The organism is Streptomyces sp. CNX435, assembly GCF_059570575.1.
Genome location: NZ_JCANTA010000009.1, coordinates 1 through 21,425, shown reverse-complemented (window position 1 = coordinate 21,425; position 21,425 = coordinate 1). Strand labels below are relative to the sequence as shown.

Annotated in this window: 20 protein-coding genes and 1 pseudogene; 9 read left to right on the top strand and 12 right to left on the bottom strand. The window is 68.9% G+C overall.

Translation table 11 applies throughout. The features are described from left to right. Nucleotides 1-34: 34 nt before the first annotated feature. Nucleotides 35-568, bottom strand: a complete 534-nt coding sequence (locus T328_RS16910; RefSeq protein ID WP_496496891.1) for an NUDIX domain-containing protein — start codon at nucleotides 566-568, stop codon at nucleotides 35-37. A 1-nt stretch (nucleotide 569) separates the two neighbouring features. Further along, the gene (locus tag T328_RS16905) at nucleotides 570-1,928 is read right to left on the bottom strand and encodes an NsdA family TPR-like regulatory protein (RefSeq protein ID WP_496496890.1); all 1,359 of its coding nucleotides are present in this window, start codon (nucleotides 1,926-1,928) and stop codon (nucleotides 570-572) included. A 233-nt stretch (nucleotides 1,929-2,161) separates the two neighbouring features. Here T328_RS16905 and T328_RS16900 point away from each other — a divergent pair, with 233 nt between their 5' ends. From T328_RS16900 to T328_RS16880, 5 genes and pseudogenes are all read left to right on the top strand, one after another. Next, nucleotides 2,162-2,911 carry a hypothetical protein gene (locus T328_RS16900; protein WP_496496889.1) on the top strand — a complete coding sequence of 250 codons (750 nt, stop codon included), beginning with the start codon at nucleotides 2,162-2,164 and terminating at the stop codon, nucleotides 2,909-2,911. A gap of 82 nt (nucleotides 2,912-2,993) precedes the next feature. After that, nucleotides 2,994-3,905, top strand: a complete 912-nt coding sequence (locus tag T328_RS16895) for an aminoglycoside phosphotransferase family protein (protein ID WP_496496888.1) — start codon at nucleotides 2,994-2,996, stop codon at nucleotides 3,903-3,905. Nucleotide 3,906: 1 nt separating this feature from the next. Continuing rightward, a complete protein-coding gene (locus T328_RS16890; RefSeq protein ID WP_496496887.1) occupies nucleotides 3,907-4,599 on the top strand; it encodes a class I SAM-dependent methyltransferase in 693 nt (230 codons plus the stop codon). A 36-nt stretch (nucleotides 4,600-4,635) separates the two neighbouring features. Continuing rightward, nucleotides 4,636-5,186 (top strand): annotated as a pseudogene (locus T328_RS16885) (HAD domain-containing protein). A gap of 109 nt (nucleotides 5,187-5,295) precedes the next feature. Next, nucleotides 5,296-5,847, top strand: coding sequence for a hypothetical protein (locus T328_RS16880; protein ID WP_496496886.1), 552 nt, complete (start codon nucleotides 5,296-5,298; stop codon nucleotides 5,845-5,847). Here T328_RS16880 and T328_RS16875 read toward each other — a convergent pair. The 5 genes from T328_RS16875 to T328_RS16855 all read right to left on the bottom strand — a co-directional run bounded on the left by T328_RS16875 (nucleotide 5,795) and on the right by T328_RS16855 (nucleotide 12,039). Continuing rightward, nucleotides 5,795-6,589 (bottom strand): IS5 family transposase, encoded by a 795-nt coding sequence (locus tag T328_RS16875; RefSeq protein ID WP_496496885.1) that lies wholly within the window; start codon nucleotides 6,587-6,589, stop codon nucleotides 5,795-5,797. The genes T328_RS16880 and T328_RS16875 overlap by 53 nt on opposite strands. A gap of 536 nt (nucleotides 6,590-7,125) precedes the next feature. Then, nucleotides 7,126-8,886 carry a hypothetical protein gene (locus tag T328_RS16870; RefSeq protein WP_496497067.1) on the bottom strand — a complete coding sequence of 587 codons (1,761 nt, stop codon included), beginning with the start codon at nucleotides 8,884-8,886 and terminating at the stop codon, nucleotides 7,126-7,128. Nucleotides 8,887-9,036: 150 nt separating this feature from the next. Continuing rightward, nucleotides 9,037-10,698, bottom strand: a complete 1,662-nt coding sequence (locus T328_RS16865) for an IS1182 family transposase (RefSeq protein ID WP_496496884.1) — start codon at nucleotides 10,696-10,698, stop codon at nucleotides 9,037-9,039. A 244-nt stretch (nucleotides 10,699-10,942) separates the two neighbouring features. After that, nucleotides 10,943-11,191 (bottom strand): DUF397 domain-containing protein, encoded by a 249-nt coding sequence (locus tag T328_RS16860; RefSeq protein WP_496496883.1) that lies wholly within the window; start codon nucleotides 11,189-11,191, stop codon nucleotides 10,943-10,945. Then, on the bottom strand, nucleotides 11,188-12,039 hold the full coding sequence (locus T328_RS16855; RefSeq protein ID WP_496496882.1) for a helix-turn-helix domain-containing protein: 852 nt from the start codon (nucleotides 12,037-12,039) through the stop codon (nucleotides 11,188-11,190). Before T328_RS16855 ends, T328_RS16860 begins: the two co-directional genes overlap by 4 nt. A gap of 374 nt (nucleotides 12,040-12,413) precedes the next feature. On the opposite strand from T328_RS16855, the gene T328_RS16850 reads away from it, so the two are divergent. From T328_RS16850 to T328_RS16840, 3 genes are all read left to right on the top strand, one after another. Next, on the top strand, nucleotides 12,414-13,013 hold the full coding sequence (locus T328_RS16850) for an ATP-binding protein (RefSeq protein ID WP_496496881.1): 600 nt from the start codon (nucleotides 12,414-12,416) through the stop codon (nucleotides 13,011-13,013). A 26-nt stretch (nucleotides 13,014-13,039) separates the two neighbouring features. After that, a complete protein-coding gene (locus T328_RS16845) occupies nucleotides 13,040-13,297 on the top strand; it encodes a hypothetical protein (RefSeq protein ID WP_496496880.1) in 258 nt (85 codons plus the stop codon). Nucleotides 13,298-13,491: 194 nt separating this feature from the next. Then, nucleotides 13,492-13,995, top strand: coding sequence for a hypothetical protein (locus T328_RS16840; protein ID WP_496496879.1), 504 nt, complete (start codon nucleotides 13,492-13,494; stop codon nucleotides 13,993-13,995). A gap of 146 nt (nucleotides 13,996-14,141) precedes the next feature. Here T328_RS16840 and T328_RS16835 read toward each other — a convergent pair whose 3' ends face one another. The 4 genes from T328_RS16835 to T328_RS16820 all read right to left on the bottom strand — a co-directional run bounded on the left by T328_RS16835 (nucleotide 14,142) and on the right by T328_RS16820 (nucleotide 19,271). Continuing rightward, a complete protein-coding gene (locus tag T328_RS16835) occupies nucleotides 14,142-16,307 on the bottom strand; it encodes a tetratricopeptide repeat protein (RefSeq protein WP_496496878.1) in 2,166 nt (721 codons plus the stop codon). Beyond that, on the bottom strand, nucleotides 16,304-16,699 hold the full coding sequence (locus tag T328_RS16830) for a hypothetical protein (protein ID WP_496496877.1): 396 nt from the start codon (nucleotides 16,697-16,699) through the stop codon (nucleotides 16,304-16,306). The genes T328_RS16835 and T328_RS16830 overlap by 4 nt, the downstream gene beginning before the upstream one ends. A 216-nt stretch (nucleotides 16,700-16,915) precedes the next feature. Next, the gene (locus tag T328_RS16825) at nucleotides 16,916-18,214 is read right to left on the bottom strand and encodes an ISL3 family transposase (protein WP_496496876.1); all 1,299 of its coding nucleotides are present in this window, start codon (nucleotides 18,212-18,214) and stop codon (nucleotides 16,916-16,918) included. A gap of 106 nt (nucleotides 18,215-18,320) precedes the next feature. Beyond that, nucleotides 18,321-19,271, bottom strand: coding sequence for an NmrA/HSCARG family protein (locus T328_RS16820; RefSeq protein WP_496496875.1), 951 nt, complete (start codon nucleotides 19,269-19,271; stop codon nucleotides 18,321-18,323). A gap of 288 nt (nucleotides 19,272-19,559) precedes the next feature. Here T328_RS16820 and T328_RS16815 point away from each other — a divergent pair, with 288 nt between their 5' ends. Next, nucleotides 19,560-19,808, top strand: coding sequence for an ArsR/SmtB family transcription factor (locus T328_RS16815; RefSeq protein ID WP_078559792.1), 249 nt, complete (start codon nucleotides 19,560-19,562; stop codon nucleotides 19,806-19,808). Nucleotides 19,809-20,150: 342 nt separating this feature from the next. Here the strand turns inward: T328_RS16815 and T328_RS16810 are convergent, their stop codons facing one another. Further along, entirely contained in the window at nucleotides 20,151-21,383 is a 1,233-nt protein-coding gene (locus T328_RS16810; protein WP_496496366.1) for an IS4 family transposase, read from the bottom strand. Nucleotides 21,384-21,425: the final 42 nt, after the last annotated feature.

Genomic DNA, 21,425 nt, shown 5'->3' with positions numbered 1-21,425 from the left:
ACCGCGACCCTGAGGGCCGGTGACGAATCGCCTCTTACTCCCAGCCGTGGAGAGAGACCTGTGGGCCGTTCTCCAGGTATCGGTGGAGCGCGCTGGCGGTGGTCTGGACGAACTCCTCGGGGATGGCTCTGGCGTGGATCCAGCGCACCTGGGCGTGCTTCTGCGGCTCGCGGTTCTCCGGCTCGCCGGTCCACTCGTGCGCGGTGAAGACTACGGTGAGGAAGCCGTTGGGGGCTTCGACCCCCCAGGCGCCGTGAATGATGTGGGCGACACTGAGCTGCTCTGGCTTCACCGTGATACCGGTCTCTTCATATAGCTCGCGTACGGCGGTGTCGGTGACGGGCTCGCCGGGATCTGACTTGCCGACGGGAAGGTCCCACATGCCTTGGGCGAACTTGGCGTTGGGGCCGCGCTGGAGGAGCAGGACGTGGTCGGTGGTCTTGTCGTGGAGGATGACGGCGGCGACGAGCAGGGTCATGGACTCGGTGGCGGGCTTGAGGGCTCGGGAATGGGTGCCTGTATCGGGCTGAGCCACGGTGATCCCTTCGTCGGGCGAGCTGGTGAGCATGCTAGAGCAGTGCCTCGCGGGCGCGGCGGGCGAGATCGGCGGCGCCGGGGACTTTTCGGCGTTGGTAGATCGCCAGGGTGGGGCGGATCGAGGCGATGGCTTTGCGAGTGCGGTCGGAGGTCATGCCGTCCATCAGGTCCAGGGTGGTGCCCCAGGCAGCGATTGCTTCGTCGGCGCGGGCTTGGGCGGCGAGGCTGTCGCCGAGGTCGGCGTGTGTGAGGGCGTGGACGCGTTTGTACTTCTCGGGGTCCCAGCGGATCAGCGCGTCGCGGTGCTGCTGTTCGGTGCCTATGTGGTCGGCGAGGTCGGTGAGGGTGCGGGCGGTGTGGCTGGCGACGGTGCCTGCGGCGGGGCCGCAGACGAGGGAGTAGCTGGGCTGTGGTCCGTCCTCGCGGAGCAGGGCGTCTTCGGCGGCCAGGAGGGCGCGCGCGGCGGCGGTCTTTTCCCTGGTGGCGGCGAAGGCGCGGGCGTGGGTGATATGCAGCAGGGCTTCGGTCTGGCCGTCGATGTGGCCCAGGCCGGTGGCGAGGGCGGCTTCGGCGAGGTCCACGCAGTGGTGGGGCTGTTTGAGACTGAGGGCCTGGTGGGCCAGAGCGCGCATCATCCAGGCGGCATGGGCGTGCGGGTCGGCTTCGCAGGCCAGGCGGTAACCGGCTTCGTAGTAACGCTGGGCGGCGCCCTCGTGGCCGAGATCGTGGTGCTTCCAGCCGGCCAGGTAGGCGAGTTCGGCAACGGCGCCGAAAGCGGCTCGGCGTAAGGCGTCGGTGGGGAAGCGGCCTCGGAGCATGGGGGCGGCCGTGTCGGCGAGATAGGCGGCGACCGTGGTCAGACCGTGGCCACCGCCCAGGCGTTCGTCGGCGGCGCTGAAGGCGGCGGTGATCTGGCGGACGACCTCGACGTCCTGTGTACCGACCAAGGTGCGACCGGTGCGGGCGCGCAGCAGGCGGGAGGTGGCTTCGTGGTCGTAGCCCAGGGGCATCGCGACGCCGGCGACGCTGAAGGCGGCCACGGCCAGAGGGCGGCTGCGCTCGACGTCGGCCCGGCCGAGACCGGCAACAGCGATGACCGGATCGGCATCGTGTCCCGGTCCCGCTTCACCGCCGCCCGCGAAGCCGAACTCTGCCGGGGTGACGACGCGCCCGAGGCGACGGGACAAAGCCTCGGCGAGGTAACGGTCCGTCTGACCGGTAGGGCGGCGGGTGCTGTTGACCCAGTGGGAGATCGCGGACTTGTTGGTCTGGATGATCTCGCCGTTCTCGGCGGCGACACGGCGCACATCGCGGGCAAGGGCCTCCAGCGTGCAGCCGGCCTCGGCGATGGCTGCCTGGAGCCGGGCGTTGGGCTGCTTCGGAGCGTTCACGACCCTCCCCGATCGCGAGGCTGTAAACCGCGTATACCGCCTTACCCACCCTCCACCGTACCCACTGTGCGTAGCGGCCGGTTCACTGATTGGCAGGCCGCCCGGTGCGACACTCACCCATCGCAGACCAGGTCCCACGCTTGGGCCGGGCGGCTTCCCACCATCCGCAAGGCGCCGGCCCGAGCGACGCCACAGTGCGCAGGTCCCGCCCGAGGAGAGACGGAGACACCACAGTGACGACCATCGACACCACGGCCATTTCGGTCGACTTACCGCAAGCGTTCGATGAGCGCTGGAGCCGACTGCCCGGCATTCAGGTCGACGGCACCCGGTTGACCATCGACCCGGCGGAGTACTTCTTCCGCTTCGAGTCGAACACCTGGCTCGTCGCCGACTGGCAGCTGGTCACCGATCAGTTGCTCGGCGCGCAGGAAACCACGGAGAGCGCGGTCGAGCAGATGGCGCTGCAGTTCATCAAGGAACACGCTGCCCCGACCCCCGACGCAGCCCTGGTGCTGCGAACGGCGTACGAGGTATATGCCTACCTTTTCAGGGACGAGCACCTGGGCGGCCTCGGGCTGGCGCAGATCACCGCCACCCATCTGCGGATGCTGCGCGAGGCCGCCACGCTGATGGCGCTGAACAAGGTGGAGCTGGACGGGCACATCTCCAACGTCGGCCCGTGCTGGTTCTTTCCCGCCGCGACCTCCGTGGTCTTCGACCTGGACGACGAGATGGGCGGGCTGCTGGACGAGGTCTACCACGGCGGCTGGTTCAACGAGCACCGCCGCATCGAGTCCATCAAGGCCCACGCCGCGCTCGGTGGCCGACTGGTGCACGGCTGCCAGTCCGTGCCCGACCAGTCCGGTGGCGTCGTCGCGCCGTACGGCGCCTCCATGACCGCCTTCCGCGACGACCTGGCACGCTTCAAGACCGGCTGGATCGAACAGGTCCACGCCCACCGCGTCACCCCGGCCGCATAGGCCGCCCGCAGTACGGGCTTCGGGGCCGGTCGGCACGCTCGCCTGCCCCGAAGCCCTCCACCCCACAATCCGGAGACCAACCATGGACGAGACGCTGATCACCAAGCTCTACACCGACCTGTGCGCCGCTGTCGGGCAGCCCGCAGCCAAACGGGAGGACGTGCGCGTGTGGTCGATGTCGGGGGTGGAGCGCCTGACCTTCCCCGACGGCACCACCGCCATCTTCAAGTACGCCACCCGTCCCTTCGAGACCGAGGACCGGGCCCTGCGTCAGGCCCTCGCCTGCGACATCCCCGTTCCACAGGTTCTCACCTCCGCCACCCGCAAGGAGTGGCTGGGGATGTTCCTCGAAGATCTCGGTCCCGCCACACGCGAGGCCGACGACCTCGACGGCGCCGCCGCCGCGGCGGCCCTGCATGCCGCGCCCCGCGCCGGCGCCTTGCCGGTGCTTGACGAGGCGGGCCTTCAGGCGCTGCCCGCCCGCGCCACCGACCACCTGCTGCGACTGCGTGAGGCGGGCCGCTGGGGCGACACCGACGACGTCGCCGATGCCCTCAGCGCCCTCACCGGCGCCGCCAAGGCGCGCGCTTCCGAGGCCACACTGGAGCCGTTCGGCTGGGTGCACTCGGAGTTTCACCCCACCAGCCTGCACATCGGCGCGACCGGCTGGCGGCTGCTGGACTTCGCCCGTGCCTTCACCGGTCCCGGCCTGCTGGACCTGGCCAGTTGGCACGGCACCCTCGACGCCCCCGACCCGGGCCGCACCCGTGTATTCCTGGAGACCTACGTAGCCCAAGGCGGGCACCAGGATGCGCTGGCCGACCGTGGGGGCCTGACGGCGGCAGCGTGGGCGTTGGGCTGGCACCGCGTCTGGGTCATCGAGTGGTTCCTGGAACAGGCCGTGCGCTGGGTCAACGACCCGACCACCGACCCCGCCTACCTCAACGTCGTACGCCGCCACCTGAACGACGCCGTACGACTGCTGGAACCCTGACATGCCCGCCCACGCCTCCCCCTGGTTCGCCCACGCCGCGCAGCGCACCGCCGCCGGTCCCGCCGAGCCGCTGCCTGCCCCTGCACGCATGGAGTGGACCACCCGCCCCGGCCAAGGCCCCGGCGCCGAAATCCTCGGCCCGAACCTGTACCGGCGCCGGGTGCTGGAACTCGGCTGCGGCCCCGGCCACAACGTCGCATACCTGGCCGCCCACCGCGGCGCCCACGCCACCGGCGTCGACCTGATCGGCCTGCAAATCCGCCGAGCCCGCTCACACTACGGACACATCAGCGGCGCCACCTTCGCCGCCGGCCACGCCCTGCACTTTCTGCAGGCGTCCCAGCAGCAATATGAAGCGATCTACTCGGTGTTCGGAGCCATCGGCCTCGTCATGCCGAACCTTCTCCTCCCGGCCATCGCCGCACACCTCAAACCCGGCCGGACCCTCGCCTTCTCAGTGCCACATCCCGCGCGCCGAGGCCGCCAACCGGCCGCAGACGACCACCCCCGCCCGGACTTCGTGACCCTGCCCGACCACACCCGCCTGCCACTGACCCGCTGGGAATTCGACGCGAAACGCTGGGCGGCCCGCCTTGCCGACGCCGGCCTCGCCGTGACCTCCACCCAGGAGTTCAACGACCCGCGTCCCGGCCGCTGGCCCACCACCCTTCTGATCGCCGCGCGCAAGCAGTGAGCTTCACACCCTCACCCACGAGCCGTGGAGGTAGTAATGCCCCTGCCGCACCTGTTGCTCGATATCGACGGCGTCCTCATACCCTTCCCCGCTGCCGACGGCAGCACCCCGCACACGCACCGTTGCCACGACGTCCTCCCGGCCGGACGAGCTACCGACGACCCCGTCACGGTCTGGCTCAACCCCGCGCACGGTCCGCTGATCCGTGGCCTACTGGAGACCGGGCTGGCCGCCCCGGCCTGGTGCACGAGCTGGCGCCAGGACGCTCCCCGCCTCATCGGGCCCCTCCTCGGTCTGCCTGCCTTCCCACATCTCGACCTCCCCCGGCTGCCGATCACCACCAGCCACCCCAACGGATACCTGTGGAAGCGCGACTACGTCGACAGTGGCTCAGAGACGCCCCGGCCGCCTGGATCGACGACGACTTCACCGCCCTCGACCACGAATGGGCGGCCCGCCGCACCGCAGCAGGAATGCCGACTCTGCTCGTCCAGCCAAATCCCCGACAAGGGCTGCACCCAGCTCACGTGCGAGCGATCGAGCAGTGGGCCGACCGGCCGCAATCCGGGGACCGTAGGGCTGCATGACCTGGCGTGAGAAGCCGTATCTCAACCGAACGTGATCCCTTGATTCCTGCTGGTGAGGCATGGTTTCGCTCGGGTTGAGGGAGGCATCGCGACGTCTTGTGTCCGCTTCATGGTCGAGGGGTGCGCGGTGGCGTCGGTGCTGGGAATGCTGGAGGAGCGAGAGGCGGCTGCCCGGGTGCGGGTGGAGGGCTTGCGGGAGGAAGTCGCGCGGTTGGCTGAGGTGTTGGAGGCCGCGGAGATCGAGCTGGACCGGCAGGTGATCGCGCGGGAGGAACTGCTCGAGGCCCTGGCAGTTGCTGCGGCCGAGTCCACTGCCGTGACCACGACCGAGGCAAAGGAGGAAGCGGCGCCGTCGCTCGCGCCGGTGGCGGGCTCGACGGTGCCGCCCTGGCGGGAAGGACTGCCGGTGACGGTTCTGGCGCCGGACTATCAGCGGATTCTGGGGGTGCTGGAACAGCAGCGATCCACGGGGCAGGGGCCGCTTCGAGCCAAGGAGATCGCGGTGGAGCTGGGCCTTGGGGCGACGCCGGCGAAGGTTGAGGGGCTGCGGTCGAAAGCCCGGCGCCTGGCGGAGCGCGGGTGGCTTCTCCTGGAGGCGTCGGGGGCGTTCAGTGCCGGCCGGCGGCCCGTGGCCGTGCCAGACGCCGGCTCATCCGCGTGACCATCGACCACCGGATCATTGCCTCGCTGGTGGCGGGCAGGGTCTCGTAGTCCCGGGCCAGACGGCGGGAGTTCATCAGCCACGCGAACGTGCGCTCTGCCACCCACCGCCTCGGCAGCACCACGAACCCTGTCATGTCGTCGGTGCGCTTGACGATCTCCAAGGTCAGAGCGAGTTTGTCCCGGCACCAGCCGACGAGGCCGCCGGTGTAGCCGCCGTCTGCCCAGAGGAGGGTGATGTCGCGGTGCAGGCGGCGCAGCCGGGTCAGCAGTCCCGCCGCGGCGTCGCGGTCGCCGATGTTCGCGGCGGTGACGCAGACGACCAGGAGCAGACCGAGGGTGTCGGTCACGATGTGCCGTTTGCGGCCCGGTACCTTCTTCCCGCCGTCGTAGCCGCGTGAGGCGGCTGGCACCGTCGCGGCGGCCCGCACCGACTGCGCGTCGATGACACCGGCCGTGGGCTCGGCCTCGCGGCCTTCGCGTTCACGGACCTTCCCGCGCAGCCGGTCGTGGAACTCGGCGATCAGCCCGTGCTCGCGCCAGCGGCGGAAGAAGGCGTAAACCCGGCCCCAATCGGGGAAGTCCGCGGGCAGCGCCCGCCACGAGATCCCGCCCGCGACCAGATAGCGGATCGCGTCCAGCAACTGCCGGTGGCAGTAGCCCTCGGGCCGTCCGCCCCGCCCTTGAAGCCAGGCCGGCACCGGCAACAACGGCCGGATGGCCGCCCACTCCGCGTCCGTCATGTCCGACGGATACCGGCGCACCCGATCGGGATGATCGGCCGCGTTGCCGTACACATGCGCGAGGCAATCGCACGACACAGCGGGCGAGTTGAAGTCAACGGGCTCGGGCGCGTACAACAACGACAACAGGGCCTCCGGGAACCGCTCGGAATGGGGTCGCACCCCCGAGCTACCAGGAGGCCCTGCCTTCATGCGCGAACCGCCGGAAGATCACCCGACCAGGAACTCCGTTCGATCCACACGTTCCAAGATCGGTTGAGATACGGCTTCTCAGGTTTTCTCAACGAGTTTGGTCTCATGTGTTGTTGAGGACGAGGGCGGCTTGGGCGATGGTGCCGATGCGGCTGGGGCTGAGTGTGACGTGTTGAAGGGCGCGCCAGCGTTGTTTGGGGGTGGCGGCGGCGTGTTCACCGATGGCGCGCAGGCCGCGGAGGAGGCGGTCGTGGCTGCGGCACCGTTTCGGTAGGTCTGGCCTGTGCGGCCCCGGCTTCACGGTGGGATGCCGGCCTGCGGAGCGCTGTGCGGCGTCCGGCACGTCAGCGCGCTGGAGCACCACGTTGCGGACCGGCGTTCGGGGGCGGCGGGGAGTAGCGGCGGTAGTCTCCGGGAGCCTGTTCCCCAGACGGGCGGGCGGCGGAGGGACCGCCGCGCAGCGGAGGGAGATGCATGGGATCTCCCTGGTCAAGCGTGCCGTCCAAAATGTGCCGCACCGGCGGAAGGAGCCGCATCGGCGGAAAGAGCCGTCCATCGTGCGGGGCGCCCTGGGGGCCACCGGGCCCGGGGGCGGCGCCGTACCCTGCAGGCGCACCGTGCTGCAGACCGTACCCGGGCCACTGGAGACCCGGAGCCACAGCCTCCGGCAACGGGTGGCGCTGCGGGGCACCGGCCCCGTAGTCACCGCCGTACTCTGCCGCGCCTGACGCCACGCCACGGGAAGACTCCGCCGGCCCCCGATGCGACGCATGCCCGGGATCGCTCTGCGCCTCAGCCTCGGGTTTGCCCCGGAACTTGAACATCCAGGGCCTGGCGCGCACGACCTCCAGCCGGTCTCCATGTCCGTGCTCCCTCAGCCACTCCGCCGTACCCGACGGCAGAGAGGAGCTCTTCCCGGGCGCCGCGTTGTTCAGACGCTTTCCCACGGGGGTTTTCTGAGGTGGCAATGTGCGGTTCTCGGCCGGCACGCCCCTCTCGGCCTGCTCATTGTCGTGTGCCTGCAACGCAGCCACGCACTCAGCATCAGTCAGCGGCGGCTGATTGCTCTTGTTGGGACGAAATTTGAACCTCCTCTCGTGCCTGCTAGGCGCGTCCACCAGCCGATCTTTATGTCCGTGCTCCCTCAGCCACTGCGCCGTATCCGGCTGCAGAGTGGAAGTCCCTTGAGGCCTCGCGTCGTGCAGACGCTTTCCCACGCGGTTGCTCTGAGGTGGCAATGTGCGGTCCTCGGCCGCCACGCCCATCGCAGCCTGCTCATCGTCGTGTGCCTGCAACGCAGCCACGCACTCAGCATCAGTCAGCGGCGGCAGCCTGCTCCTGGAAGGGAGGAAATGGATCCTCTCGGAGTCGTCGTCCGCTGGCACCACCCGGGCTTCATGTCCGTGCTCCCTCAGCCACTGCGCCGTACGCGGTGGCAGAGAGGCGCCCTTCCGGGGCGCCGCACGGTTCAGAAGCCTTCCCACGGGGGTTTTCTGAGGTGGCAATGTGCGGTTCTCGGCCGGCACGCCCCTCTCGGCCTGCTCATTGTCGTGTGCCTGCAACGCAGCCACAAATTCATCGTCGGTCCGCGCCACTGTTTCCTCAGCCGGCACAGCAGTCTCCTCTCCATACCCAACCATCACCACCGCCTCCCGCATCGGCGCGGAGGGCGCACCATCAACACGGATCCACCCGCCCGATGGTTCACCACCCCGGCACCCCACACCTCCCGCAGGGCCTTCCCGGCGAGATGGGCTCCTGACGGACCCCGGCCGCCGACCGACCTGCAACCCTGGCACGACAGGCCGGCCGAGATCATCTCTCCGGCCAGCAGAAAGGATCACCTCAGCCGCCATGCCCGACGCCCCCGCCCCGTGGACTCCCCCACCCGGCCGCCGGGCGCCGTACCGCGCAAGATCGGCCGGGCCCGTCACTCCCCCGCCGCTTGTGCCTCGTCGCGGCGTTTGACGTAGTCCCACCAGCGCTCTCCAGCGGCCGCTCCCCATCCGGTACCGCTCGCGCCGCGAGCCCGGTTCGCGTTCAACGGTGATGAGGCCGACCGCCGCGAGGTAGCGCACCGCACGCGAGACTGCCGCCGGACTCACGTGCAGGCGCCCGCCCACCTCCGCCGCCGTGAGGGCGCCCGAGTCGTCCGCCGGAAGGCACGATGCCCGGGAGCGATGCCCATGACCCGACGCGCACGTCGGCACGTCACCCTTAGCTTGACTCTGTCGGGGATCTTGGAGTTGCCGAGGTCAGGTGCCCAGGGTGCGCCAGGACTTCGGCCGGGGGATTTGGTGCTGATCGAGGTAGTTCTGGAAGGCGGTCGGTCGGCGGGGAGGGGGTGCTTCGTCAGTCGGTGGGAGACCGCTGAGGCGCTCGATGTTGATGGCGATCGCGGTCAGGACGTGCTGGACGTGGGCCTTGCTCTGTCCTCGGTAGCGGCAGCGGCGCATGCCGTGACCGTGAGCGAACTCGTTGACCGTTCCCTCCACTCCGGAGCGGACCGCGTAGCGGGTCTTCCACTCGGGAGTCTGTTGCTCGGCACGGACACGGAGTTGCAGGTCGCGGAGTTCTCGCGGGGGAAAGCCGACGGTGCGGGTGCTCTCGCGGGAGGTGGTGCACTGGGCGCGGGCCGGGCATGGGTGGCACTGGCTCTTGGTGAATCGTGCCACGATCAGTGGGGCCGCGGTGGGCGAGGAGGTCGGGTAGGGGCCGTGCCAGCCCTGGCTGACCTGCCCCTGGGGGCAGGTGACCTGCCGGCGGTCGTAGTCGATGTGGAAGTCGTCGCGGGCGAAGCCCTCGCCTCGGCGGTGTTGCCGGGTGGGGTTGCCCCGCAGCGGCCCGGAGACGGTGACCTGGTGGTCGCGTGCGGCTTGTTCCAGGTGTGGCAGGGAGGTGTAGCCGCTGTCGACCAGGTGCTCGGCGGGCAGCAGGCCGCGGCGGTGCAGGCGGGCGTGGATGCCGGGCAGGACCTTGCTGTCGTGGGTGGTGGACGCGGTGGTGGCCACGTCCGTGATCACGTTGGGTCCGTCAGGAGCACAGGTCTCCGTCAGATGGGCGGAGAACCCCTTCCAGCTGATGATGTGCCCGTGACGGGCATAGCGGGCCGAGGTGTCGGAGGGAGAGACGATCACCCGGGACGAGGGCGGCAGCCCGGGTCCGTCCTCGGTCTCGGCGGTGCGCCAGCGCAGGCGGCCTGCGGCGTCGCGGTGATAGTTCTGCACCATGATCTGGCGCAGAGCCTGGACACGGGGGCCGGACGCTCGGTCCACTCCGTGCCGGTAGAGGTGTTCCAGGAGCCGGACGGCGTCGTTCCCGGTGGCCATGATCCTGGTCTTGGGCTTCGTGGGGTTCTTGCCCAGGCGGACCGGACGGCCGTAGCGACGTCCCCAGTCCTCGTCGACCAGCTCGTCCAGCAGATGACCGGCGGTGTCGGCGACTTCTTCCAGCGCGGCGCGGACCGCCTCGGTGATCAGCTCCAGACGGGTTAGATTGCGGACCGCGGCCAGGACGTGAGTGGAGTCGGTGCGCTGTGTGGTGCGCTCGCGTACCAGGCCGGCCTCCTTGAGGCGGGCCAGTGTGAGGTCGAGGAGGCGGTCAGCGCGATCACCCTCGGCGAGGCGTTCACGGAAGTCGGCCAGCACGCTGTGATGGAAGCCGGGGTCGTCCAGCTCCATGGCCATCGCGTACTTGAACTCGATCCGGCAGCGGACCGCCTCGGCGGCCTGCCGGTCCGACAAACCGAGCAGAAACTGCAGCACGCAGACGGTGGCCAGTTGGGCGGGCGAGAGGCCGGGGCGCCCGTCGCGCGGGTACCAGTCGGCAAAGTCCTCATCGCGCCACAGCCCGTCCAGCCGGTCGCGCACCCATATCGCCGTCGTGCCGTTCGGGTTGCTCGCCCGCGCGATCTGCACGGTCAGAGGCGGGACTTGCTCACCGGAACGGGGACGCAGGGACAACGGGCACCTCGACGGCTGCATCGGTCATCGGAACCAACCGAGCATGCCCGTTGATCATGCTGCCGCGTCGCGAAACTCCAAGATCCCCGACAGAGTCAAGCTGAGCCTCGGCCCCAACCGCATCGGACGCATCGCCCAAGTGGCCCGTCTCCCCTGCCACGGGCGGGGAGGCGGGCCACTCCTCATCGGATGAGTCAGGTCAGGGCGCGTCGAACTCGTTCCTCTTCACGGCCGCGATGAATCCGTTGAACGCCTCGGGCGTGAACAGCAAGGCAGGACCTTCAGGGTCCTTCGAGTCACGAACGCCCCGCTTGCCGACGAACGGCGTAGCGGTCAGGGCAGCGACCTCGACGCACTGCCCGTTGGAGTTTCCGCTGTAGGACGACTTCTTCCAGACGGCCCCTTCAAGCTGTGGCGCAGTGATGGAGCGTCCGTTGCTGGTGGTCACTGGTGCAGTCCTTCCAGGTGCTCGTTGAGGAGATCCCGTGATTCGTCCACGGTGAGTGCTGCGGAAGCGATGTCCTCGAACTCGGCTTCCAGATAGGCGACCTGATCCGCGTCGACTGTGTGCAACCCGCCCATCGGGTTGTCGACGGAGGCGACGGGCGTCCACGGGTGACGGAACGAGAGGATCGTCATCGCCCCGTTTGACCCATAGGACGGATGCGCGGCCAGTGGCAGGATCTGGAGGGTGACGTTCTCCATGTTGGAGGCGTCGATCAGCTTGCGGAGCTGGTCCTTCATAAGTCCAGGGCTGGACTCGAACCGGGCATGGAAGGCGGATTCAGGGACGAGCCCATGGAACTTGGCGCGACTGAGGACTTCCTGTCGGGCCAAGCGAATAGCGATCAGTGACTCCGGATCTTTCGACCGAGCACTCGAATGCATCTCCCTGACGTAGCCGGGGGACTGGACGAGTCCCGGGATGACGTTCGGGTGAGCGATGCGAATGGTTTCAGACTCAGCCTCCAGCTCGACGAAATCGAGGTACTGCTCGCTGACACCCGCCTTGTTGGCGTACGAGGCCCACCAGCCCTTGCCGGTCGGCTCCTCGGCGACGCGGGCGACCTCTTCCACGCCTTCCAGGTCATCAACACCGATCTTCGCGCACACGTCGAACACCTCGTTGCGCGAGATGCGGTAATAGCCGCGCTCGACGCGCGAGAAGCGTGCCTGGCTCCACCCCATCGCCCGAGCAACGTCGCCGGACGGCATGTCAACTGCCTCGCGCCACTGGCGGAGTTGGGCACCGACACGCCGCCTCTTGATTGACGGGGTCGCTCTCTTCTGCGTCATAGTCGCAGTCTGACACGCCCGCGTCACTGTTGGCCATGCACACACACGTTCCCGCCCTTTTTGGCTCTTCTCTGAAAGTGTTGCACGTCCAAGCGAAAAAGGAGCATGATGGGTCGCGGCGGACGTGACTGCCCATCAGGCAATGATCGTTTGTGACGCACAGTTACGCCCGCCGCTGTACGGGCCGGATCGCTGGCCCGGCGGAGGCCCGCACTCCCGCCCCCCTGTGGGGACTGGCCTCCGCCCCTCCGACCGAAGCCGAGGCCGCTGATGCCGAGTCAGAGCAGCCCCCGAAGGACCTACCGTGATGCGCCTTGCATTGCCGTTCGACGCACGACCAGGGCCTTACGACGTGACGTGCCGGCTCGCCCGGGGTGGGCCCGCGTTCCGGAGGCGTCAGCACCCGAAGGGCGGGTGTGCTCGTGATCCGGCAACGGGCCGTGAGCGTCGCCGACGTCACCCACTATCTCCTCGTGGTTCGGGCGGCCGGTCGACTCGGCCGTCAACGAGCGTGCGTTGTCCTGCCCGGCGGCTCCACTGCGACGCCCGCGTGTGCTCGGAACATCGTCCGATCCTGGCTGGCCGCCTGGCGGATCCCGCCTGACCCGGGCCACGACACTGTGTTGATCGCCAGCGAGCTGACGACGAACGCCTGCGTGCACACAGACAGTTCGCAGATCATCGTGGCCGTCCAGATCACCGGCCGCGAGTCGCGGCGGCTGACGATCAGAGTGATCGACCAGGGACCGTCCCGGCAGGGCTGGATCGACCGCCAGACCCACGGGGCCGCCGGAGGCGACGCGCTCGCCCTCTCCGGCCGCGGGTTGTTCCTGGTCGGAGAACTGGCGGATCGGTGGGGCGCGGTCCGAAGGCTCGCGGGCACCAGCGTGTGGGCGCAGCTGGCTATCCCCGCTGCCAAAGCATCGTCGTCGTACGGGCATTCCGCCGACACGGCATCGGGCGGTGGGCGATGAATCGCTTCCGTGACGTACTCGCGAGGGTGCGGTGGGTTCTGAAAGCGGCGCGGGCCTGCCGCGAGTGCCCCGCGCTGTACCTGCATCCCCACGCCGTGCACCTGTCGCCGCCGCGCGAGCTGACCCCCGAGGAAGAGGAGCGCATCGCCAACCGGGTCGCTCACCGACTGGAGGCCCACCTGCTCTTTCCTCCTGAGCGGGCGGACCGCGAATTCCGCGAGGCCCTGTACCGGGCCCTGCGCCGGATCGCGGGCCGGCGTCCCGGCGACGAGCCGGGCTTCTGACACCGGCGCCGACCGCCTCACGGACTCCGCCCTCTCCCCGAGGGCGGACGGCCCGCCCTCCCGGCAGCGGGCCGCGAACCGCGGGACCCCGCAACGGCCTGCCCGCTCCGGGCCCGCGGCCGGCACACACCGGGCACGCCGCGTACGCGTCCCGGAGACCACCCCGCTCCACACGAAGAGACGAGGGAAGAGCGATGACCAATCACAACGTCAAGAGCACCGCCCGGCAGCGGCAGGTGACGTTAGCGGTGAACCCCGAGCATCCGGACCGCCACCCGGCAGCGGGCGACCTGGCCGAGGAACTGCTCGCGGCGGTCCACTTCACAAGCTTCACCTACGAGCACGGTCCGATCCCCGCCGCGGACATCACGCTCGACCTGCGTCAGTTCGGCGACTCCTTGGAGCTGGAACCTGATGACCTCACCAGCATCCCCCTCTGTGACACGTGCTCCCCCCTGCCGCCGGGAGCGGATGGTCTCCCGGAGTTGATCGAGGGCATCGTCCCCGTGGTACGTGCGTTCCGTAGCGGGCCGGGCGACGGACTCGTCACCGTGGCCGTGGGAGACGCGGACGGCCATCTCGCCGCGACCGTCGCGACCGCGATGCATCGGCGGATGGACCGCCGCCGGGCCCGTATGACGCTGGAACACCTCAAGCCCACGCCGCCCAAGCCCGTCCGCACCGAGCCGGGGGGATGATGCGGCAGCCACAGTTCCGGTCACAGCAGGTCCCGCCGGCGGTGTCGCTGCTGGTGCCAGGCTGCCACGGCTGCTTGGTGACGGCGGCGCCAGGCGGTCCGGTGCAGGGCGTGCCGGTGCAGGGCGTGGCCGCAGTTGTGGAGCGGTCAAGGCTCTGTCCGGCCCTCTCGCCGCCGCTCCGCGAGCCGCTTCAGGGACCAGGCTGTCCATGGGTGTTCAGGTCCAAGAACACGCGCACGCGCGTCAGCCACCAACTCGGCCTGCGCCACCGCTTCTTCGTGCAGACCAAGCTCGCCGAGGGCTCGGCTCAGCAAGGAGTGGGCCGCGAGGGTCTTGGGGTGGTCTGGTCCGTAGGCGCGCTCGAAGGCCGGGACCGCGTCGCGGAGGAGGGGCAGGGCCTGGCGCTGATGACCGCTGACGATGAGGGCGAAGGCGTAGTTGAGTTCGACGGCCAAGGTGATCGGGTGTCCGGGGCCGACCGCGCTGCGGCAGTCAGCCAGCAGTTCGGGGCCGGCAGTCGGGTCCAGCTCTTGGGCGACCGTGTACTCCAGCAGGTTGGCCCGCGCAAGGAGTGTCGACGGGTGGGCCCCGCCCAGGGTGGCGGTCCGGCCCTCGACTGCCCGCTGCACCAGCGTTACTGCCTCCTCCTTCTGGTCGAGCGCCCAGAACAGCACAGCGGACAACCCCATGCAGCTCTCCAGTGTTTCGACGTCATCTGCGCCGAACGCGGCGGCGCAGTCAGCGAGGACGAGGCGGTGGGCCGCCTCTGCTTCCTCATACCGTCCGAGCCGGTAGAGGGCCCGCCCCACCCGTTGTCGGACCACGATCACCGCAGGGTGGTTCGCTCCCAGCAACCGCGTCCCGCACTCGATCGCATCCTGCGCCACCGACAGCGCGGACGTGTAGTCGCCGGCCCGGTGCAGGGCCACCACGAGCCGTAACGCGCAGCCCATGACGCGTGCCACGGTCGTCGGCCCGGCCTCGGTCCACTGACCCGCCCGGCGCAGCAACGCCCGGGTGTGCGGTGCGAACTGGGCGAGCGGCGGGTCCTCGCGTGCCCACGCCTGCGTCACGTCGGGCAGCACCGTGCCGATCAGCTCGGCGGCGGCGCGGACAAGCGGGTCACGTTGGTCTGCCGGGGTGCTCCTGGCGATGCTGTCGAGCAGTACGCCGTGGGTGCGCACACAGCGGGGCGGGCCGGGTACGAGTCGGGTGAGTGAATGGTCGAGCAGTCCGCGCAGCGCCATCTCCACCCGGGCGCGGGGCAGTACCGCATCGATGGCTTCACCGGCCAGCAGGTTGAGTGGCAGCGGGTCGTGGGACCAGCAGGCGAGCAGCCGGATCAGGTTCGTGGCCTCGGACAGCCCGTGGGTGCGCAGTGCGTCCAGGGACAGCTCCCACGTGCTGCTGGCAAGATGACGCGAATCATGGCCGCTGCCGTACTCGGCCCCTTGGTCCAGCAGCTCGATGGCATCCACCGCGGTACCCCGGTCGAGGGCCCGCCCGTACTCCGCCATACTCCACGGGGCGATCACCTGGTGCGCCAGGTAGCCGCCCGCGAGGGTGAGCGCCAGCGGCAGCCGGCCGAGTCTGTCCGCGACCGCGGCCGCCTCCTCCACCGGCCCGCTCTCCGGGGCCAGATCGCACAGCACTCGTGCCGCGTCCTCCCGCGGCAGTACGCCCACGTGATGCAGCTCAGCACCGGGCCACCAGTGCGCGGCCACGTGACGGGTGGTCACCACCGTGGTGCCACGCGGGCTGGTGCGTAGCCAGCCGCCGTCGCGCAGGATGGCCGGGTCGTCAGCGTTGTCGATTACCAGTAGCCACGGCTGGCCGGACCGATCCAGCCGCTCCCACACCAGATCCGCGGCGGCCCGCAGCCCGCTGCGCGCCGCGGTGAGCTCGCCTTCGCTCGCGCCTCGGTCCGCGGCGACGGCGAGCATTCCAGCGCGTAGTGAGATCAGGTCGGAGGCGTTGACCCACAGTCCGATCCGGTCGCCTTCGGTGGTTGCGAAACGGAAGACCTCGGAGGCAACGGCGGTCTTGCCGCAGCCGCCCAGGCCGTACAGCACGTAGACCTGGTTGACCCCGCCGTCTTGGAGGGCGGCCTGGAGCCGCCCGAGCAATTCCACCCGGTCACGCAAGACCACCGGAGGGCGCCCAACGGCCGGTCGCCGTACGGAGTCCGGTGCCGTCCCTGCACCGGCGGTCCAGCCATCGCCGTGGTGGTGGTGCTCGGTGATGTGCTGGTCCCCACCTGACTGGAAGACCCGCCCATTGTCCTCCGCGTGGCCCTCGGTCGGCCCAGTCATCGCTCGCTGATGCGCAGGTCGCGTCCCGCCTGATAGATCCTGGAGTCGCCAGAGGCGGTGGCGCGCTGTGCGACGGACGGGACGTGTGCCGCGTCGGGTGCGAGTTCGTTCAGCAGGCTCCGTAGCTGCACCGCTGCCTCGGGCCGGCCGATCAGCAGCCGCCTGAGCCGACCCTGCCACTCGGCTGCCAGTTCGTCCTCGGTGACGAGGTCCGCTGCCAGATCATCCTGAGCGCCGTCCAACTCGGCGGCCACCGCGTCGGCCCGCTCGGGCCAGGCCCGCCGCCAGAGGGCCACGACTCCGTCCCTGGTGCGCTCCCAGGCGTCGGTCGCCATCAGAGCGACGAGGGTCAGGCTCGCGTTCTGCGCGAGCGTGGTCAGCTCCGGATCCACGGCGCACGCTCCTCACTCTGCCGCGCACTGGTTGGTGTATCAGCTAACGGTGGGCGGTCCGAGCGGGGCGATCTCCCGCTGGAAGAACGCCGAGAAATCCTCGCCTTTGCGGTACAGGGAATCGAATTCACTGAGGGTTGTCGCGATCTGCTCAGGATCGATAAAACGGCGCGCGCCTGCACCCTTGCACTCCTCATCGTAGATAACGGGCTCTTCCTACTTCAGGTGGGGGCTGGTGAGTCCGCCTCCGATGAGCAGCATGCGTAGTCGGTAGTGATCGCGGTTGCGGAAGCCTCGTGCGATGCGGCGTTGGAGTTCGATGAGTCCGTTGATGGCCTCTGTGCCGCCGTTGTTGGCGCGGCCGGTGTCGAAGTAGGCGAGGAAGGCTTCGCGCCATTGCTGCAGCGTCTTGCCGAGTCGCTTGATCTCCTTGATCGGGCACGTCGGGAAGGTAGCGAGGACCTTCTCGGCGATCTTGTGTCCCTCGGCGGGACTGTCGGCCTGGTAGGCGGCTCGCAGTTGCTGGGCGCAGAGCCAGGCGACGAGAACCTCGTCGTGGCGTTCGTCAGCGGCGATCGCGAGGTCGAGTCGCGCTCGTTGTCGGTCGGTGAGTTTCTCGACCCCGCAGCGCAAGATGGTGCGGATGCCGTAGAGCAGGTCGCCCTTCCTGCCCCGGTGGCCATGGATCTGTTGCTGGACGCGACGACGGACCTCGTCGACGGCCGCGGAACCGAGCTTGACGACGTGGAACGCATCCAGGACCGCAGTCGCATCCTCGAGCTTGTCATCGATGGCGTTCTTGTAGCCGCGGAACGGGTCCAAGGTCGCTTCCTTGATCCCGTCACGGAAGCCCGGTCCGCGTTCTTCGAGCCAGTCGGCGTAGGCCTGCCCGGACCGGCCCGGGACGAGGTCGAGCAGCCGGGCTCGTGTCCTTCCCTTCGCGTCGGTGGTCAGGTTGACCATCCCGGTCAGCATCTTCGGCCCGCGACCCCCTTGGTCGATGGGTCGTTCGCTGACATGGTGCCAGACATGCTCATCGACCCCGAGCCGGGTGACCCCGTCGAACCGCGTGTCGTCATCGGCCATCGCCTTGAGCAGGGGACGGATCGAGGTCCACACCGTGTTCCATGTCGTGCCGAGCTGGCGGGCGATCCCGCGCACGGAGGCGTGCTCACGCCGCAATTGTCGGATCGCCCACCAGCACGCCCGCACGGTGAGCAGCGCCCGCGGCTCGGCCACCGTATGGTTCTGCTCGGTGAACGTGCCGACCGGGCAGGCCGGTTCGACATAGCGCCAGGTCCGCTTGCGCCACACGATCTTCACGGGCCGGTCGAAGCAAGGTGCGTCGATGAGGACCACCTCGCGTCGACTGTGGGAGTGAGCGATCGCGCCGCAGGTCCGGCAGCCCATCACCATCCGCGCCGACTCGACCCGAACAGTCAATCGGTCGCCATCACCCCGGTCGACGTCAATCACGTGGAGATCGTCGAGACCGACGAGCAGGTCGCAGTTCACGCAGTAGGTGTTGGTGTGATGGCAGCGCGCAGCGGCACGCGCCACGGGCTCAGACAACGTCGAGGCCTTCCCGAATGGCGCGTGTCTGATCTCGTCGGCGATGGGTCTAGTGACCAAAGGTGACCGGCTGGCCGTGCCAGTCGGTCTTGCGGAGGAACTGTTCCCAGCTCAGCGTGTTGGGATCGATGCGCCGGCTCCACGTCGTGTCGCGGTCGTCTCGGAAGTATCCGAGCTCGACCGCGTACTGGACCATGCCGAGGGTCTCGTCGACCAGCAGAGGGTTCTCTCCCAGCGCGGGGAAGTAGGTCAGCAGGTCTTCGCGAGAGTAGGCGCTGCGGTATTCGGCTTTGAGTCCGGTGACGCGGGAGAACTCCTCGACCATCTCGGCTGGGGAGATGACGTCCCCCACGACCGGCAGACAGGCGCCGTGGTAGGTGTCGGGGTTGGAGAACACCTCGAGGGCGGCCGGCCCGGTCGCGGTGAGTGGGTCCACGAACGGGGCACGGAAGTCTTCGGGGAGGTAGAAAGGCATGAGCACCGTGTCACCATCGATGCGCGGGGGGTAGTACTCCAGCACGTTGGTGTAGAAGAACGAGAGCATGATGAAGGTGTGCGCGATCGGCAGAGTCCGGATGTACTCCGCGATGAGCGCCTTGTCGGTGAAGTGCGGGGCGTACTTGGTGCCCGAGGACCGCTCGTCGACGTTCTCGAGAGCACTGAAGACGACGTGTGTCACTCCGGCCTCGACCGCTGCATCGGCAAGTTGGCGCCCGAGAGGGAACTCCTCGGAGGGCGGCGCGAGGGGCGGGGTCATCAGGAAGGCCCCCTCGGCCGATCTGAACGCGTCGACGAGCTCGCGCTGGTGACCCGGCGCGAGAGGAACCTCGGCGATCTCCGCTCCCAGTCCTGCCAGGCTCCGGGCCTGGGCAGAGCCGGCGTCTCGGGTCAGGGCTCGCACTCGGAACCTGCCGCTCTCAAGCAAGGAGGTGGCGACGCTCCTTCCCTGCTTGCTAGTGGCACCCGCGACGACGATCAACGGCTTGCTGCTCTCAGACATCGTGTACTTCCTCTTGTGTATCCCCGGTGTTCGCGGCGGACGGCAGTTGCGCGGCAGATACCGGAGGGGCGTGAACGCAACGATCATATCATGATATCGCGATGTGTCAATGTGTGGCTGGGGGCGAACTCGGTTCGTCACATCGAGATACGATGGTGTGTGAGAGGCGAGGAGGCGACCGTGGCGACGTCACAGGCAACGAACTCAGGAGGCGACGCGGAGAACGAGCCCCCTCTGGCTGCGGTCGAGGCCTTGAAGGCGCTGGCGAACCCTGCACGGCTGCAAATCATGGACTGGCTGCGGGACCCTCACTGCGAGTTCGCTCAGTGGGAGCCAATAGCCGACCGGGACGAGGTCGGAGTCTGCGTCAGCCATCTGCAGGCCAAGTCGGGGCTGGCGCAATCGACAGTCTCCTCGTACATGGCAACCCTCGAGCGGGCAGGCCTGGTACAGGCCACACGGGTCGGCAAGTGGATCCACTACAAACGCAACGAGGGCACGCTGTCGCGACTCGCGGAGATGCTCCGCGGCACATAGCGACGATCACGAAAGGGCGCCACGAGGCGACCAACGGCGCACGGCACACGGCACACCAGACTCCTCGCGACATCGCGGGCGTGACTGAGGCAGGAACCAATCCCTGCCTCCGCGATCCTCGAAGCCTCGCTTTCCACGCTAGCCGCAATACCGGTAACTTACGGCTTTGGTGTGCGTCTGACCCGTTTGGGTTTGGTGGCGTCGATGATGGTGACGGCCGGCACACGTGGGCGGTCTGCGACGCGGTGGGCAGCGCGTTTGAGGGGCCAGTTGGCGACTTTGCGTTTGATGACGCGGGGGTTGCTCCGGCGGCGTCGTGGTGGCAGGAGGCGTTCGAGGAGTTCAGCGTGGGTGGCTTTGACCGCGTGGGCGAGGCGGCCGGGGGGAAAACGCCGCCTGGTCTGTGACCTGGCGGCGCACGACGCGCAGTGAGCGGGTGAAGGAGATCCGGTCGGGGTCCCGGTCGGCTTGTCGTGCGGCCTGGTGCATCAGGTGCCGGATGGCGTGGTGGACGAGCAGGAAGCCGTAGAGTTCCTGCTCGGCCCCGTCAGGGTGCTGCGAACGCAGTACCAGGTGCGATCCGCCCAGGTGGGTTTTGATCTCGTCGAGGGTGGATTCGAACTCCCACCGCTGGGCGTAGAGGGCGGCCAGTTCCGCGGCAGGGGCTTTGTCCGGGTCGAGGATCGTGGTGATGAGCCGGTAGGTGCCCTCACGGCCGGCGATGGTGTATTCCACCGCGCGTACCGGTACCCCGCGACGGGTGTGGTGGATGTCGGTGCGGTCGAAGATCTCAGTGAGATACGAGCCGTCCGGCAGTTGCTCGACCACCGGCAGTACGAGGTCTTTGCGGACTCGCCACAGCAGGTCCGCCCCCCTGGCCGCGGCCTTGCGCCACAGGTCCACGCTGTAGAAGCCGCGGTCGGCCAGCAGCAGCATCCCCGGCCGCAGGGACCCCAGGACCGCCCGGGCCAGAGTCTGCTCTCCGGTGCGAAGAGCTGCGAGCGCGGCGTCGAAGACGGCGTGAGTGCCGCACTCCACCAGACCGACCATGCGCAACTGCGGGTAACCGACGTCCTTTTCACCGCGCCCGGAGCGGGGCGGACGGCCGAACGCCTCCACGTTCGCTTTCGTGTCGGGCAGGTCGAAAGTGGTGCCGTCGATCGCGGTCAGCCGCCAGTCGCGGTAGAAGGCGCCCTGAGTGTCCGGTGTGGCAACCGGACGACACACCCGCGCGAACAACTGCCGCAACGGCGCTACCCCCAGCCGGGACCTGGCCTTCCAGATCGCCGCCGTACTCGGCACCACCCACGATGTACGCCAACGCCGCGCACCCTGCAAACCCGCGGTCAGCAGCCGGGCGACCTCCTCATAGCTCTGCCCGGAAAACAGGCACATCGCCAACACGAAGTAGACCACCAACCGGGCCGGCAACAGCCGGTTCCGCTGCTGCACCCGACCCGTCTCCGCCAACACCTCGTCCACAAGAGACTGAGGAAACGCCTGGGTCAGCACCCCGACCGCGACTCGGTCGGACAACCGCTCACCAGATGACTTCAGTTGACCAGCTCTCGGCACACCACCAACAACGACTGAACCCCCCCAAAGTTACCGGTATTG